We start from the raw sequence: 13,970 nt of genomic DNA, 5'->3' as shown, positions 1-13,970 counted from the left end.
GGATGGACCATTTCTCGCTCCGTGACGGCGTGCTGCATGCCGAGGATGTGCCGCTGGCGCGCATCGCCGAGGAAGTGGGCACGCCCGTTTACGTCTATTCGCGCGCGACACTCGAGCGCCATGCCCGAGTCTTCCGTGACGCGCTGTCCGGTCTATCGCGTGTTCACATCGCTTTCGCGATAAAGGCCAATCCCAATCTCGCGGTGCTGCGCGTGCTGTCGCGAGAGGGTTTTGGCGCCGACATCGTCTCGATCGGCGAGATGAAGCGCGCGCTGGCGGCGGGCATCGAGGCGGCCGATATCGTCTTCTCCGGTGTCGGCAAAACGCGGGCGGAGCTGCGCGAGGCGCTCGATGCCGGCATCGGTCAGTTCAATATCGAGCTGGAGGAGGAAGGCGTCGCCATCGCCGAATTCGCTCGGAGCCTGGGCAAGACCGCAACCGCCGTCCTGCGCGTCAATCCGGACGTCGACGCCGGTACGCATGCCAAGATCTCGACCGGCATGAAGGACAACAAGTTCGGCGTGCCGATCGACGAGGCGGCGGAGATTTTCGCGCGGCTCGAGGCGCTGGACGGACTGGATATGCGAGGCCTCGCCCTGCATATCGGCAGCCAGATCTTCGATCTTGCGCCCATCGAGCGCGCCTATGCGAAGGTCGGCGCGCTCGTGATGCAGTTGCGTGCGGCGGGACACACGATCGACCGGGTTGATCTCGGCGGCGGGCTCGGCGTGCCCTATGAACGAGACAAGGTCCCGCCCCCGCCGGCCGTCTATGGCGAGATGGTCGCGCGGGTGACGAAGGATTGGGACGTCACGCTCATGTTCGAGCCCGGACGCGTTATCGTCGGCAACGCGGGCATTCTGCTGACGCGCGTCATCTGGGTGAAACCGGGCGTCGTCCGGCCCTATGTCATCGTCGACGCGGCGATGAACGACCTCGCCCGCCCGGCCATGTACGATGCCTGGCATGATTTCGAAGCGGTCGAGCCGACGGGAGAGCGCATGATCGCCAATATCGCCGGCCCGGTCTGCGAGAGCGGCGATACCTTCGCCATGGGCCGCGATATCGACGCGGTGAAGGCCGGCGACCTTGCCGTCTTCCGCACCGCCGGCGCCTATGGCGCGACCATGGCGAGCACCTATAACAGTCGCGCCCTAGTGCCCGAGGTGATGGTCGACGGCAGCGAATTCGCGATCGTGGCCGAGCGGGTCATGCCGGAAGCGCTCATCGCCGCCGAGCACGTGCCGGAATTTTTGAAGGACTGAATGTGCAATCGAGAATCCGAAGGAAAATCGCATCATGAAACCCGTTCGCAAAGCCGTTTTTCCGGTCGGCGGTCTTGGCACGCGTTTTCTGCCGGCCACCAAGGCGATCCCGAAAGAGATGCTGCCCGTCGTCGACAAGCCGCTGATCCAGTACGCGGTCGAAGAAGCGCGCGAGGCCGGGATCGAGCAGATGATCTTCGTCACGGGGCGCGGCAAATCCGCGATCGAGGACCATTTCGATATCGCGCATGAGCTCGAAACGACGATGAACGATCGCGGCAAGTCGCTCGCCGCCATCGAAGGGACGCGGTTTCGCCCGGGCGATGTCACCTATGTCCGCCAGCAGGAGCCGATCGGCCTGGGGCATGCGATCTGGTGCGCGCGCCATATCGTCGGCGACGAACCCTTCGCGATTTTCCTGCCGGACGAGCTGATGGTCGGCGAACCCGGCTGCATGAAGCAGATGGTCGAGGCCTATCGGCAAACCGGCGGCAATATCGTGTGTGGCTATGAGGTCCCTGACGACCAGACGCACAATTACGGCGTTGTCGATCCGGGCGCCGAAGACGGGCCGCTGGTCGAGGTCAAGGGACTGGTCGAAAAGCCGCCCCAGGGCACGGCGCCGTCGAATTTGATGATTCCGGGCCGCTATATCCTGCAGCCGGAAGTCATGCGGGTGCTCGAGAATCAGGAACGCGGCGCCGGCAACGAAATCCAGCTGACCGATGCGATGGCGCAGATGATCGGCGATCAGCCTTTTCACGCCTATCGGTTCGGCGGCCGCCGGTTCGATTGCGGGAGCAAGACGGGCTTTATCAGCGCCAATATCGCGCTGGCGCTGGATCACGAAGATGTCGCGTCGGATGTCCGGGCGTTCATCGACGGACTTTAGTCGATCGGAATTACTACCGAACGAGATCGGGACACCGGCCCCCTTCCACAAATCTTCTTCGCCCGTACCGGCCAGCCTGCTATGGTTACGGTCATGCAGAGTCTTCCGATTTTCGTCCGGCTCCAGAACCGCCGCGTCATCCTGCTCGGCGAGGGCGAGGCGGCGGACGCGAAGCGGCGGATTCTCGAACGGGCCGGCGCCGATATCGTTGGCGAGGAAGGCGCGGCGGCGCTGGCGATCGTTGCGCTGGAGGACGACGCGGCGGCGGAAGCGGCGGTGGAGCGGCTCAAGGCACAGGGCATTCTCGTCAACGCCGTCGACCGGCCGCGCCTGTGCGATTTCACCTTGCCCGCGATCGTCGATCGCGATCCCGTCATCGTCGCGATCGGTACGGGCGGCGCCTCGGCTGGGCTGGCCAAGGCGCTGCGGCAGCGGCTCGAGCAGCTGCTACCCGCGCGGCTCGGCGCGATTGCCCGCAGGCTCCGCGACAAGCGCAGCGATATCAAGGCCAAATGGCCCGACGCCGCCGCGCGGCGCCATGCGATCGACGCGGCGTTCGACGAAGGCGGCGCGCTCGATCCGCTGGTCCCGCACGCGCCGCGCGACGTGGATGGCTGGCTGGATGGCGATGATGGCGACGGGCCCGACCGCCACGACCAGCTGGAAATCGTCCAGTTGCGCTCAGCCGATCCGCACGACCTGACGATCGGCGAGATGCTGTTGCTCGGCCGCGCCGACCGGCTCTATCTCGCCCCCGGCGTTCCCCAGGCGATCTCCAATCGCGCCCGTGCGGACGCGCAACGGATTACGGCTGCCGAACTGCCCGACGATCCCGGCCCGGGTCTCTCGGTGTTCGTAACGGTATCGCCGGTCGGCTGACCGGCTGGTGCCGCCCTAAGCTTCCAGTTCGACATCCCAGTAGAGCCAGTCGCGCCAGCTTTCATGCAGATAGTTGGGCGGGAACTGCTTGCCATGCTGTTGCAGCTGCCAGGTAGTGGGCCGGTGCGGCGGCACGGTCAGGCGCATATTGGCCTGTTTGGGCGTGCGGCCGCCTTTCTTGAGGTTGCACGGTGCGCAGGCGGTCGCGACATTCTGCCAAGTCGTCTTTCCGCCCAGCCGCCGCGGCACGACATGGTCGAAGGTCAGATCGTCGGGCCGGCCGCAATATTGGCAACTGAAATGGTCGCGCAGGAACAGGTTGAACCGGGTGAAGGCCGGATATTCGCTCGGCCGAACATATTGCTTGAGCGCGATGACGCTCGGAATTTTCATCGTCAGCGAGGCGCTGTGCACTTCGCGCTCGTAATTCTCGACGACGTTGACGCGTTCGAGGAACATCGCCTTGATCGCCGTCTGCCAGGGCCACAGGCTCAACGGGTAATAGGATAGCGGCGTGTAATCGGCGTTGAGCACAAGCGCCGGGCAGCTATCCGGGTGGCGGATGAGATCGGGATGATACATGGGCCGACAAGATCTCCAGCTCTGCGAACCGCACAGCCAGCGCCCTCCGACCTGTCGCACTCAGACCGGAAGAAACCGGTCGTCCGGCTCTTCCATCTGTCGCCACGCCTTTAGACAGATTAACGTGACGCGATGATGACAACACCAGTCCCGACTCGTGGTCAAGAGCCGGTTTCAGGAATTTGCGGATGACTGGGTCCTTCGTGACACGATTTGCGCCGAGCCCGACCGGCCTGCTCCATCTTGGCCATGCTTATTCGGCGCTCCGGGCATTCGCCCTCGCCCGGGACGCCGGCGGGCGGTTCCTGCTGCGCTTCGAGGATATCGACACGGGGCGGGTCCGGGCGGAATATTATGCCGCCATCGAACGGGATCTGGCCTGGCTCGGCATCACATGGGACGACGAACCGCTCCGGCAATCGGATCGGTTTTCCGCCTATCGCGCGGCGCTCGACACGCTCAAGATGCAGGATCTGGTCTATCCCTGTTTTTGCACGCGCAAGGAAATCGCCGCCGAAATCGCCGCGAGCGCATCGGCGCCGCATGGCCCGGATGGGCCGCTCTATCCGGGAACTTGCCGCCTGATCGATCCTGCCGAGCGCGCGTGGCGTATTGAGACCGAAGCGCATGCCTGGCGGATTAATATGGCCAAGGCATCTGCGCTGGCCGGTCCGCTCTTCTGGGAGGATGCGACGGCGGGCCGTATCGAAGCCACGCCGGAGGTGCACGGCGATGTCGTCCTCGCGCGCAAGGACGTGCCGACATCCTATCATCTTGCCGTGGCGGTCGACGATGCCGCGCAGGGCGTGACCGCTGTCGTTCGTGGCGCCGATCTGTTCCCCGCGACCCATGTCCACCGGCTGCTCCAGCATCTGTTCGGCCTTCCCGTTCCACGCTATCATCATCACCGGCTGATTACCGACGATACAGGCATGCGGCTTGCCAAGAGGGACGATGCGCTTTCCCTGGCGGCGCTGCGCAAGGCCGGCATGTCCGCGGATCGGATAGGCACGGCGCTGCGCGCCGATCCGCCGGATATCGGGGGCCTGCGCCCCGCGGATTGACCGCAGCCATTGGCGCCTTCGAAAGATCGGGCTGGATTTGCCGCGGTGGAAGCCTACATTGCGCGCATGCAGATCATCCTCACCATACTCCTCGTCGCGGCGATGGCGGCGACCGTCTTCTTTCTGATCCGCGGGATCGTCGCCTTTCTCAAGACGACCGAGGCGGACCTGATGGGCGACGGTATGAACCAGTCGGGCGTCAAGCAGAACAAGGCGATGCAGGGCCGGATCATCATGCAGGCCGTGGCGGTCGTGATCGTCGTGCTGCTGCTGTTGCTGATGGGACGGTAGAGGGTTTCCTTGTCAGACTTTTCTGGTCAGAATGTTGCTCACGCAACATCGCCGGTGCGGCGCCTGAGCATACGAAGGTCTGACAGAACATGGTCAAGCTCACGAAAATCTATACGCGCACCGGCGATGACGGTGAGACGGGCCTTGTAGACGGTTCGCGCGTCTCCAAGGCCGATCGGCGCATGGCCGCCATCGGCGATGTCGACGAGGCCAACAGCGCCATCGGCGTGGCGCTGTCTGCGGGCCCTGCGGAACCCTTTCGCTCCATGTTGGCGCGGATCCAGAACGAGCTGTTCGATCTCGGCGCCGATCTGGCGACGCCGGGCGAAGAGTTCGCGCCGTCCGACATGGTGTTGCGGATGACAGCCGATCAGGTGACGCGGCTCGAAGCCGAAATCGACGAGATGAACGAGGCGCTCGCGCCGCTTACCAGTTTCATCCTGCCAGGCGGCGATCCTGCGGCGGCTGCCGTCATGGTCGCGCGCGCCGTCGTTCGGCGTGCTGAACGTTCGACAGTGGCCGCGGCTGCGGATGTGAGCCTGAATCCGCAGGCGCTTGCCTATGTGAACCGGCTGTCCGACCATCTGTTCGTCATGGCGCGCGCGATCAATGCGAACGGCGAGGGCGATATCCTATGGGTGCCGGGCGCTACGCGCTAGCTGTCGAGGATCGACCCGGCTGCCCACCGGCGATTGTTCCTATTATGTTCTTTTCAAGGGCGGAAAAGCCCAACAGCATGTCGCATTTTTTCGACAGGAAAATGAAATGTTTACGGTTTAGGATTTTCGGACACGCGGGCGTGTGACTTGTGTGAACTTTGCGGCGAGTGTCAGTTGACCCTGGCCGCCTGAACGGGGATGCTTAGGGACGAATCATGGCGACGCGCGCAATTCCATCCCTTGCGGCCAGCAGCCTCGCAACGCGTTTTACCGATGTCCGCGCGTTGACCGAGGCGCTCGCCGCGCCGCTCTCCGACGCCGACGCCACGGTCCAGTCGATGGAAGACGCGTCGCCCGCCAAATGGCATCTGGCGCATACGAGCTGGTTCTTCGAAACCTTCATCTTGCGCGATCACGTGCCGGATTATGCACTGTTCGACGATGACTGGCCGTTTCTCTTCAACAGCTATTACGAAGCCGAGGGCGAGCGCCAGATCCGGGCGCGGCGCGGGATGATCACCCGGCCCGCGCTCGACGAGGTGTATGCCTATCGTCGCCATGTCGATGCCGCGATCACCACGGCGCTCCCCGATCTGGGGGACGGGCCGCGCGCCTTGCTCGAACTCGGTCTCCATCACGAGCAACAGCATCAGGAACTGCTGCTCATGGATATCCAGCATTTGTTCGCGCAGAACGCGCTCGAACCGGCCATGTTCGAGGCGACGCCGCTGACGACGCGGGAATCGCCGGGCGAGCTGTGCTGGATCAAGGGCCAGGAAGGCGAAGCGGAAATCGGTTGCGATGCGGACGATTTCACCTTCGATTGCGAAGGGCCGCGCCACAAGGTCTATCTCAACCCTCATGCGATCGCCGACCGGCTCGTCACCAATGGCGAGTGGATCGCCTTTATCGAGGATGGCGGATACGAAAATCACGAACATTGGCTGTCCGAGGGCTGGACCTGGGTCCAGGAGAACCGGGTCGGCGCGCCGCTCTATTGGCGGAGGCGCGACGATGGACAATGGTATCGCTTCGGGCTGGCCGGCGCCCGCCCGCTCGATCTCGCCGCGCCGGTATGCCATGTCAGCTATTACGAGGCCGACGCCTTTGCGCGGTGGACCGGTTTTCGTCTCCCGACCGAGGCCGAGTGGGAGGTCGCCGCTGCATCGCTCGATCCTGCCATGGGCAACCAGCTCGATCGCGCCGGCGATGTCCGGCCGCAGCCGGTCGGCCCCGGCCAAGGCCTCCGCCAGATGTTCGGCGATGTCTGGGAATGGACGGGCAGCGCCTACCAGCCGCATCCCGGTTTTCGCGCGGCCAAGGGCGCGGTCGGCGAATATAACGGCAAGTTCATGGTCGGCCAGTATGTGCTGAAAGGCGCGAGCTGCGGCACGCCGCGCGGCCATGGCCGGGCCAGCTATCGCAATTTCTTCTATCCGCATATGCGCTGGCAATTTGCCGGGCTCAGATTAGCGCGAGACCTCTGACATGGCCGATATCGAACTGGATGCGGGCGTCGATCCCGCCTTTCGCGAGGACGTGCTCGCCGGACTGGCAATGCGGCCGCGCGCTATCCCCGCTCGCTGGTTTTACGATCTGCGCGGCTCGGAACTGTTCGAACAAATCACCGACCTGCCCGAATATTATCCAACCCGGCTCGAACGGAGCATTCTCGAAGCGAACGGCGGTGCGATCGGCGAGGTGATCGGTTCGGGGCACGCCGTGGTCGAGTTTGGGTCGGGGTCTTCGGCTAAGACGCCGCTATTGCTCGATGCCATCGCGCCAGCCGCCTATGTGCCGATCGATATTTCGGGCGAGTTCCTGCGTGAGTCCGCCCGGGCGTTGAGCGCCGACTTTCCCGATCTCCCCGTGCATCCAGTGGAAGCCGATTTCACCCATCCGGTCCCGCTGCCGGGCTCGATCGCCGACATGCCGAAGCTCGGCTTCTTTCCCGGCTCGACGATCGGCAATTTCATCCCGCCCTCGGCCGTCGATTTCCTGCGCGCGATGAAAGAGACTCTGGGCACGGGCGCGATGCTGCTGATCGGCATGGACCGGGTGAAGGGCGAGGATGTGCTCGTGCCCGCCTATGACGACGCGGCGGGCGTGACGGCGGCGTTCAACCTCAACCTGCTCGAACGGATCAACCGGGAGCTTGCCGGGGATATCCCCGTCGACGCATTCCGACACCGCGCGATCTGGAACGACATGCTCGCGCGGATCGAAATGCATATCGAAGCCGTCCGCGCCGTCCGCTTCTCGGTTGCCGGACAAAGCTTCGAAATGGCTGAGGGCGACACGATCCATACGGAAAACAGCCACAAATATGGCGAACGCGATGCCCGGATACTACTGCGCGCAGGCGGCTGGACGGTTGTCCGCGAATGGACCGACGAGGCGGACCAGTTTGCTCTCATCCTCGCTGAGGCCCAGCCCGAAAAATCGGCGCCTTAGTTCTGATTGTCAGAACGTTGCTATCGCAACGTCGCGGCACCGGCCCGCTCCCCCTCCCGGCCTCCCAATAAATTTACCCTGTGGGAGGCCGGGAGGGGGAGCGGGCCGGTGCCGCGATTTTCCGCTAAGGAGAATTCTGACAAACAAGCTGTGTGAGGCGAAGCCGAAGGTCTGACAAAAACCTCAGGGCGACATCCACTCGACATTCGCACGATACACCGTGACCCAGTGCGCGCTGCCACGGCAGCTGTTCATCTCGCGCCGTTCGATCAGGCGGAACATCTCCCCGTCCCAGACGAACCGTTCGGCGGTGCCGCAATCGCCGATTCCGCGGCCCTTGGCATAGGTGCCGAGCGTCCCGTTTTCCGGATTCCAGTGGCTGTTGACCAGAAAGGGCACGCCGCGTGCCTCGCCCCAGGCGAAGACGTGATCGAACCGGGCCGGCTGTACCTCCCCGTCCCGACGGACAAAGGCGATGTCACTGAAATTATAGGCGCCCCGGCTGCAGGAGATCAAGATGAGATCGGCCGCGTCGGACAGTATGAAGGCGTCGTTGCGGATCGGTTCGTCCGGGCCGCCGTCGCATTCATGGACATTATGCAGGGCGAGTGCTTCCGCCTCGGGCAACTGCGCCGCTGTCTCGCGCAACCGGGCCGCCACCGGCATGGCGGTAATGGTCGGGATGGCGGGCGGTTCGGGAATGGTCGATACCGGCTCGTCGCCGACCATTGCCGATGCGCTCACCGTGCCGGCGCGCCCCTGCCGATCTTCGATATAGAGCAGGGCCGCGCGCGACCCGGACAGCGATATCCGGCCCAGCGATCCGCCCGCCGCGTCGAACAGTTCGGCCGTCCGGCTCTGGGCGATCCGATAGAGCAGGCGCTGCGCGATATCGGGATCGAAGTGGAACAGTTCGTCGCCATCGGACCGTTCGGCGACGGCGACCTGTTCGCCGCCGATATGCAATGCGATGCGATCGGTTTCGAAATCCTCGAAGACGCGAAGTCCCACCCGGTTATAGCCGTTCCGTCCGCCGCTCTGTCGGACGGTCAGCGAGATGCCGTCGCCGATGCTCCAGTCCTCGGACGCCAGCGAGATCGCCTCGCAGGCCCAGCCATTGTCGCAACCGACGGCCCAGTCGCCGAAATTGCGCTGTTGGCCGATCGCCGGATCGGGCGTCGCCATGGCGGCGGCGACAAGGGTGAAGAGGCCGAATGCCATATCGCCGGTCTAGCCTAGGGCGGCGCCAGGCGATAGTGACGCGGATCACAGCGAGAAAGGACCATCATGCAGGCAGTCGGCGTTATCGGGGCAGGGCAAATGGGCGCGGGGATCGCGCAGGTTTCGGCACAGGCCGGCTATCGGGTCCTGCTCTCCGATGTCAGCAAGGAGGTCGCGGAAAAGGCGCGCGACGGGATCGCGCGGCAGCTCGGCCGGCTGGTCGAGAAGGACAAGCTCGAACCGCAGGCGCGCGACGTCGCGCTTGAACGGATCGAGCCGGTCGGCGACCTCGCCCCGATGGCCAGCGCCGGGCTTGTCATCGAGGCGGCGACCGAGCGCGAGGATATCAAACGCAAGATTTTCGAGGAGGTCGGCAAAATCCTCGGGCACAAGGCGGTGCTCGCGTCGAACACCTCGTCGATCTCGATCACCCGGCTCGCCCAGGCTTCGACCGATGCGGAGCGCTTTATCGGCGTGCATTTTTTCAATCCCGTGCCGCTGATGGGCCTGATCGAAGTGATCCGCGGGCTGGCGACGTCGGATGAGACGGTCGAACTCGTCGAAAAATATGCGACCGCGCTCGGCAAGCGGACCGTCCACGCCAACGATGCGCCGGGTTTCATCGTCAATCGCGTGCTGATTCCGATGCTCAATGAAGCCGCGTTCGCGCTGGGCGAAGGGGTGGCGGGGATCGAGGATATCGACGCCGCCTGCCAGCTCGGTCTCAACCATCCGATGGGGCCGTTGACCCTCGCCGATTTCATCGGGCTCGATACCTGCCTCCACATCGCCAACGTTCTCTATTCGGGCACCGGCGATCCCAAGTTCCGCGCCGCGCCCCTGCTCGTCAAATATGTCGAAGCCGGCTGGCTCGGCCGCAAGACGGGTCGGGGATTTTACGATTATTCGGGCGACACGCCGACCCCGACGCGGTGACGACCGGGGAGGATCCGGCCACGCGAGCGTTCTACGAAGAACGCTGGCACGGAGCTTACCGGGCGAGTCTCGATCTCGGCCCCAGCAAACAGTTGCGCGCTTTCCTCGATCGACTTGCCGCTGACTCTGCCATATTGGAACTCGGTACCGGTGGCGGTCGCGACGGAAAGGCGATGGCCGACGCGGGCTATAGCGTTGATATCACGGACGGCTGTGCAGCCATGGTGGAGGAAACCGCCAAGCGGATCGGCCATCCGGTGCGTGTGTTGCGGTTTTGCGATCTGAGCGCCGAGCAGCTCTACGATGGCGTCTGGGCGCAGGCCTGTCTGCTCCATGTCGAACGTGCCGCCCTTCCCGGAATGATTGCGCGCATCTACCGGGCGCTCAAGCCCGGGGGCGTGTTTTTCGCCAGTTACAAGGCGGGTGATGCGGAGGGCCGCGATCGCTGGGGCCGCCTGTTCAACTATCCCGACCCCGATTGGCTGCACGCCACATATTTCGAAGCCGTGGATTGGGCGGTATTTGATCTCAACACCGCGCCCGGCCATGGATATAATGGCGAGCAGATCGATTGGCACAGCGTGACGGTCGTCAAAGGGGAGAAGCATGATGACCGCTGAGATCCGCGATTTCGCGATAGATGTTCCGCAATCCGCGTTGGACGATCTCAGCGATCGCCTCGCCCGCACGCGCTTTCCCGAGAAGGAAACGGTCGACGACTGGGACCAGGGCATTCCGCTCGCCTATGTCGAGGAGCTCGTCGGCTATTGGCGCGACAGGTACGACTGGCGGCGTTGCGAGGCCGCGCTCAACGCGCATCCCAATCATCTTGTCGAGATCGACGGCGTCGATATCCATTTCCTCCATATCCGCTCGCCGGAAGCCGATGCGCGGCCGCTCTTGCTGACCCATGGCTGGCCGGGGTCGGTCGTGGAATTTCTCGACTGTATCGGCCCGTTGAGCGATCCCGTCGCGCATGGCGGCAAGGCCGAAGACGCGTTCCATCTCGTGATCCCCTCGCTTCCCGGTTATGGGTTCTCGGGCAAGCCTGCCGAGACCGGCTGGTCGGTCGAAAAGATCGCGGAAAGCTGGCACGCACTGATGACCGCGCTCGGCTATGACGCATGGTATGCGCAGGGCGGCGACTGGGGCGCGATGGTGACCTCGGCGATCGGCGCGCAAAATCGCGGCGGCTGCAAGGGCATCCATCTCAACATGATCGTCGCCGCGCCGCCGCCCGAGGTGATGGAGAACCCGACCGAGGAGGAGCAGCAGGCGCTTGCCCGTCTTGCGCTCTATCGGGACAAGGGCGCCGGCTATTCGAAACAGCAGAGTACCAAGCCGCAGACCCTAGGCTATGCGCTGGCCGATTCCCCGGTGGGCCAGATGGCATGGATCGTGGAAAAATTCCACGACTGGTCGGATTGCGACGGCCATCCGGAGAATGTCTTCTCGCGCGACCGGCTGCTCGACAATGTCATGCTTTACTGGCTCAACAATGCCGGGGCGTCGTCGGGACGGCTCTATTGGCACAGTTTTGCCGGGCCCAATCTCGATCCGGTCGCCACCCCGACCGGCTGCAGCCTGTTTCCGCACGAGATCATGCGCGCATCGCGCCGCTGGGCGGAAACGCGCTTCAAGAAAATCGTCTATTTCGAAAGCGTCGAGCGGGGCGGCCATTTCGCCGCGATGGAGCGACCCGAGGCCTTTGTCGGCGAGGTGCGAGCCGCCTTTCGGGCGATGGACTGAAAATCGGCATGAAGGACCGCAGCGACCATCCTCTGGAAGACGTGCTCGACGAAGCCATCGAGTCCGGCCATGGCGACAAGATCTCGTTACAGGATATTCTCGACGAGTTCGGCACGCGCAGCTTCGGACCGGTGCTCGTTATCATTTCGCTGGTCATCATCTCCCCGATCGGCAGCGTCCCCGGCCTGCCCATCGCGCTCGGCGCGGCGATCGTGCTGCTCGCCGTGCAGATCGTTTTCGGACGTTCGCATCCCTGGTTGCCGCAGCGGATGCTGGATACCGGTTTCGACAAGCAAAAGGCCGAGGCATTCCGAGACAAGACGCACAACATACTCGAGAAGCTCGACCGGTTGATTCAGCCCCGTCTGGAATGGGCGACCGGCCGGATCGCGCTCCTCTTCGCGTCGCTCTGCCTCATCTTTCTGTCGCTGGCGATGGTGCCGCTGGAATTCATACCCTTCGCGGTGACGCTGCCGGGCGTCGCGATGCTGTTCTTCGGCGTCGGCTTCACCGCGCGCGACGGGCTGATGATGCTGTTCGGCTTTCTCGTGACGGTGCCGACCGTCGTCCTCACAATGCTCTGGTGGCCGTTCGGCGGAGGCGGCAGTTAGCGCCGATTGCGCTTCGGTTCGAAGTGCGTCTAGAAGCGCCGCACGATAAGGAAAGCGCATGACCGACACATCCACAGACGGGCACGCTCCCGATCCGGCGCAGCTCGCCAAGGCCGAAACGCTCGTCGAGGCGCTGCCCTATATGCAGCGTTTCGCCGACGCGACCTTCGTCATCAAATATGGCGGCCATGCGATGGGCGATGCCAAGGCGGCGCGGGAATTTGCCGAGGACGTGGTTCTCCTGAAGGCCGTCGGCATCAACCCCGTCGTCGTCCATGGCGGGGGACCGCAGATCGGAGCGATGCTCGAGAAGCTCGGCGTCGAGAGCGAGTTTGTCGACGGGCTGCGCGTGACCGACGGGGAAACGGCGCGCATCGCGGAGATGGTCCTGTCCGGCGCGATCAACAAGGAACTGGTGAGCTGGATCGGTCAGGCCGGCGGCCGGGCGATCGGCATATCGGGCAAGGATGGCGGCTTCGTCCGCGCCGAAAAGGTGAAGCGCACGGTGCGCGATCCGGAGAGCCTGATCGAAAAGGCGGTGGATCTCGGTTTTGTCGGCGAACCGGCCGTGGTCGACCGGACGGTGCTCGACACGATTTCCGACGCCGGAATGATCCCGGTCGTCGCGCCGGTCGGCGTCGATGGCGCGGGTCAGACCTACAATATCAACGCAGATACGATGGCGGGCGCGGTGGCGAGCGCTATGGACGCGGCGCGCCTTTTCCTGCTGACCGATGTCCCCGGCGTGCTCGACAAACAGGGCGCGCTGCTGACCGATCTCTCGCCCGACACGATCGGGCAGCTGCAGGCCGAAGGTACGGTTTCGGGCGGGATGATTCCCAAGCTCGAAACCTGCGTGAAGGCGGTCGAGAGCGGAGTCGAGGCCGCGGTCGTCCTCGACGGGCGAATCCCGCATGCGATGCTGCTGGAGATATTCACCCGCCGCGGCGCGGGCACGATGATCCGCACTCTCTAGTCGACGACCGCCGTCACTGGTGGATGGCTGTGTTGAATCGGTAAGGCGCAATCGCTAGATGCGAGAGACAGCTCCCGAGGAGTATTGCTCATGGTTCCCGCCCTGCTCGGCGTCGTAATATTGCTGATCAACATCATGATCTGGGTGATCATCATCCAGGCGGTGTTCAGCTGGCTCGTCGCGTTCAACGTCATCAACACCTACAATAACGGCGTCCGCCAGTTCCTGTATCTGCTTGAGCGGATCACCGATCCGCTCTACCGGCCGGTGCGCGCCTTCATGCCCGATTTCGGCGGGATCGATTTTTCGCCGATTGTCGTCATTCTGCTGCTGCACCTGCTGGCCCGGTTCCTGATGAGCCTGCAGCTCCAAGCGGTGGGCATGTAGCGGT

General features: G+C 64.0%; 16 protein-coding genes. 14 read left to right on the top strand and 2 right to left on the bottom strand.

What is annotated here, in order from left to right:
* The first annotated feature begins 2 nt into the window (after positions 1 to 2).
* From lysA to HFP57_RS11280, 3 genes are all read left to right on the top strand, one after another.
* Complete coding sequence (gene lysA / locus HFP57_RS11290; RefSeq protein WP_176869857.1) at positions 3 to 1,265, top strand: diaminopimelate decarboxylase; 1,263 nt, start codon at positions 3 to 5, stop codon at positions 1,263 to 1,265.
* Between the two features lie 34 nt (positions 1,266 to 1,299).
* Positions 1,300 to 2,157: a UTP--glucose-1-phosphate uridylyltransferase GalU gene (gene galU / locus HFP57_RS11285; RefSeq protein WP_176869856.1), complete on the top strand. Its 858-nt coding sequence runs from the start codon at positions 1,300 to 1,302 to the stop codon at positions 2,155 to 2,157.
* Positions 2,158 to 2,250: 93 nt separating this feature from the next.
* The gene (locus HFP57_RS11280) at positions 2,251 to 3,036 is read left to right on the top strand and encodes a precorrin-2 dehydrogenase/sirohydrochlorin ferrochelatase family protein (RefSeq protein ID WP_176869855.1); all 786 of its coding nucleotides are present in this window, start codon (positions 2,251 to 2,253) and stop codon (positions 3,034 to 3,036) included.
* A gap of 15 nt (positions 3,037 to 3,051) precedes the next feature.
* Here the strand turns inward: HFP57_RS11280 and HFP57_RS11275 are convergent, their stop codons facing one another.
* Positions 3,052 to 3,618 carry an HNH endonuclease gene (locus HFP57_RS11275; protein ID WP_176869854.1) on the bottom strand — a complete coding sequence of 189 codons (567 nt, stop codon included), beginning with the start codon at positions 3,616 to 3,618 and terminating at the stop codon, positions 3,052 to 3,054.
* A 188-nt stretch (positions 3,619 to 3,806) separates the two neighbouring features.
* Here HFP57_RS11275 and gluQRS point away from each other — a divergent pair, with 188 nt between their 5' ends.
* The 5 genes from gluQRS to egtD all read left to right on the top strand — a co-directional run bounded on the left by gluQRS (position 3,807) and on the right by egtD (position 8,086).
* Positions 3,807 to 4,682: a tRNA glutamyl-Q(34) synthetase GluQRS gene (gluQRS, locus tag HFP57_RS11270; protein WP_176869853.1), complete on the top strand. Its 876-nt coding sequence runs from the start codon at positions 3,807 to 3,809 to the stop codon at positions 4,680 to 4,682.
* A gap of 45 nt (positions 4,683 to 4,727) precedes the next feature.
* Positions 4,728 to 4,973, top strand: coding sequence for a twin transmembrane helix small protein (locus tag HFP57_RS11265; protein ID WP_343045229.1), 246 nt, complete (start codon positions 4,728 to 4,730; stop codon positions 4,971 to 4,973).
* A gap of 89 nt (positions 4,974 to 5,062) precedes the next feature.
* Positions 5,063 to 5,632 (top strand): cob(I)yrinic acid a,c-diamide adenosyltransferase, encoded by a 570-nt coding sequence (locus HFP57_RS11260; protein ID WP_176869852.1) that lies wholly within the window; start codon positions 5,063 to 5,065, stop codon positions 5,630 to 5,632.
* Between the two features lie 215 nt (positions 5,633 to 5,847).
* Positions 5,848 to 7,119, top strand: coding sequence for an ergothioneine biosynthesis protein EgtB (gene egtB, locus HFP57_RS11255; RefSeq protein WP_176869851.1), 1,272 nt, complete (start codon positions 5,848 to 5,850; stop codon positions 7,117 to 7,119).
* Between the two features lies 1 nt (position 7,120).
* Positions 7,121 to 8,086, top strand: coding sequence for an L-histidine N(alpha)-methyltransferase (gene egtD / locus HFP57_RS11250; RefSeq protein ID WP_176869850.1), 966 nt, complete (start codon positions 7,121 to 7,123; stop codon positions 8,084 to 8,086).
* A 183-nt stretch (positions 8,087 to 8,269) separates the two neighbouring features.
* Here the strand turns inward: egtD and HFP57_RS11245 are convergent, their stop codons facing one another.
* Positions 8,270 to 9,307: a DUF1176 domain-containing protein gene (locus HFP57_RS11245; RefSeq protein ID WP_176869849.1), complete on the bottom strand. Its 1,038-nt coding sequence runs from the start codon at positions 9,305 to 9,307 to the stop codon at positions 8,270 to 8,272.
* A gap of 66 nt (positions 9,308 to 9,373) precedes the next feature.
* On the opposite strand from HFP57_RS11245, the gene HFP57_RS11240 reads away from it, so the two are divergent.
* From HFP57_RS11240 to HFP57_RS11215, 6 genes are all read left to right on the top strand, one after another.
* Positions 9,374 to 10,243 carry a 3-hydroxybutyryl-CoA dehydrogenase gene (locus tag HFP57_RS11240; protein WP_176869848.1) on the top strand — a complete coding sequence of 290 codons (870 nt, stop codon included), beginning with the start codon at positions 9,374 to 9,376 and terminating at the stop codon, positions 10,241 to 10,243.
* On the top strand, positions 10,240 to 10,863 hold the full coding sequence (locus tag HFP57_RS11235) for a class I SAM-dependent DNA methyltransferase (RefSeq protein WP_176869847.1): 624 nt from the start codon (positions 10,240 to 10,242) through the stop codon (positions 10,861 to 10,863). The genes HFP57_RS11240 and HFP57_RS11235 overlap by 4 nt, the downstream gene beginning before the upstream one ends.
* The gene (locus HFP57_RS11230; protein WP_176871279.1) at positions 10,853 to 11,992 is read left to right on the top strand and encodes an epoxide hydrolase family protein; all 1,140 of its coding nucleotides are present in this window, start codon (positions 10,853 to 10,855) and stop codon (positions 11,990 to 11,992) included. The genes HFP57_RS11235 and HFP57_RS11230 overlap by 11 nt, the downstream gene beginning before the upstream one ends.
* Positions 11,993 to 12,000: 8 nt before the next feature.
* Complete coding sequence (locus tag HFP57_RS11225; RefSeq protein ID WP_176869846.1) at positions 12,001 to 12,603, top strand: exopolysaccharide biosynthesis protein; 603 nt, start codon at positions 12,001 to 12,003, stop codon at positions 12,601 to 12,603.
* A gap of 58 nt (positions 12,604 to 12,661) precedes the next feature.
* Positions 12,662 to 13,579 carry an acetylglutamate kinase gene (gene argB / locus HFP57_RS11220; RefSeq protein WP_176869845.1) on the top strand — a complete coding sequence of 306 codons (918 nt, stop codon included), beginning with the start codon at positions 12,662 to 12,664 and terminating at the stop codon, positions 13,577 to 13,579.
* 90 nt (positions 13,580 to 13,669) lie between these two features.
* Positions 13,670 to 13,966, top strand: a complete 297-nt coding sequence (locus HFP57_RS11215; RefSeq protein ID WP_176869844.1) for a YggT family protein — start codon at positions 13,670 to 13,672, stop codon at positions 13,964 to 13,966.
* Positions 13,967 to 13,970: the final 4 nt, after the last annotated feature.

It is taken from the genome of Parasphingopyxis algicola (genome assembly GCF_013378075.1).
GTDB lineage: Bacteria > Pseudomonadota > Alphaproteobacteria > Sphingomonadales > Sphingomonadaceae > Parasphingopyxis > Parasphingopyxis algicola.
This window is presented reverse-complemented; position numbering and strand designations above follow the sequence as displayed.

Coding starts and splice junctions, on each gene's coding strand:
- lysA (WP_176869857.1), top strand. CDS start 3: ATGGACCATTTCTCGCTCCGTGACGGCGTGCTGCATGCCGAGGATGTG.
- galU (WP_176869856.1), top strand. CDS start 1,300: ATGAAACCCGTTCGCAAAGCCGTTTTTCCGGTCGGCGGTCTTGGCACG.
- HFP57_RS11280 (WP_176869855.1), top strand. CDS start 2,251: ATGCAGAGTCTTCCGATTTTCGTCCGGCTCCAGAACCGCCGCGTCATC.
- HFP57_RS11275 (WP_176869854.1), bottom strand. CDS start 3,618: ATGTATCATCCCGATCTCATCCGCCACCCGGATAGCTGCCCGGCGCTT.
- gluQRS (WP_176869853.1), top strand. CDS start 3,807: ATGACTGGGTCCTTCGTGACACGATTTGCGCCGAGCCCGACCGGCCTG.
- HFP57_RS11260 (WP_176869852.1), top strand. CDS start 5,063: ATGGTCAAGCTCACGAAAATCTATACGCGCACCGGCGATGACGGTGAG.
- egtB (WP_176869851.1), top strand. CDS start 5,848: ATGGCGACGCGCGCAATTCCATCCCTTGCGGCCAGCAGCCTCGCAACG.
- egtD (WP_176869850.1), top strand. CDS start 7,121: ATGGCCGATATCGAACTGGATGCGGGCGTCGATCCCGCCTTTCGCGAG.
- HFP57_RS11245 (WP_176869849.1), bottom strand. CDS start 9,307: ATGGCATTCGGCCTCTTCACCCTTGTCGCCGCCGCCATGGCGACGCCC.
- HFP57_RS11240 (WP_176869848.1), top strand. CDS start 9,374: ATGCAGGCAGTCGGCGTTATCGGGGCAGGGCAAATGGGCGCGGGGATC.
- HFP57_RS11230 (WP_176871279.1), top strand. CDS start 10,853: ATGACCGCTGAGATCCGCGATTTCGCGATAGATGTTCCGCAATCCGCG.
- HFP57_RS11225 (WP_176869846.1), top strand. CDS start 12,001: ATGAAGGACCGCAGCGACCATCCTCTGGAAGACGTGCTCGACGAAGCC.
- argB (WP_176869845.1), top strand. CDS start 12,662: ATGACCGACACATCCACAGACGGGCACGCTCCCGATCCGGCGCAGCTC.
- HFP57_RS11215 (WP_176869844.1), top strand. CDS start 13,670: ATGGTTCCCGCCCTGCTCGGCGTCGTAATATTGCTGATCAACATCATG.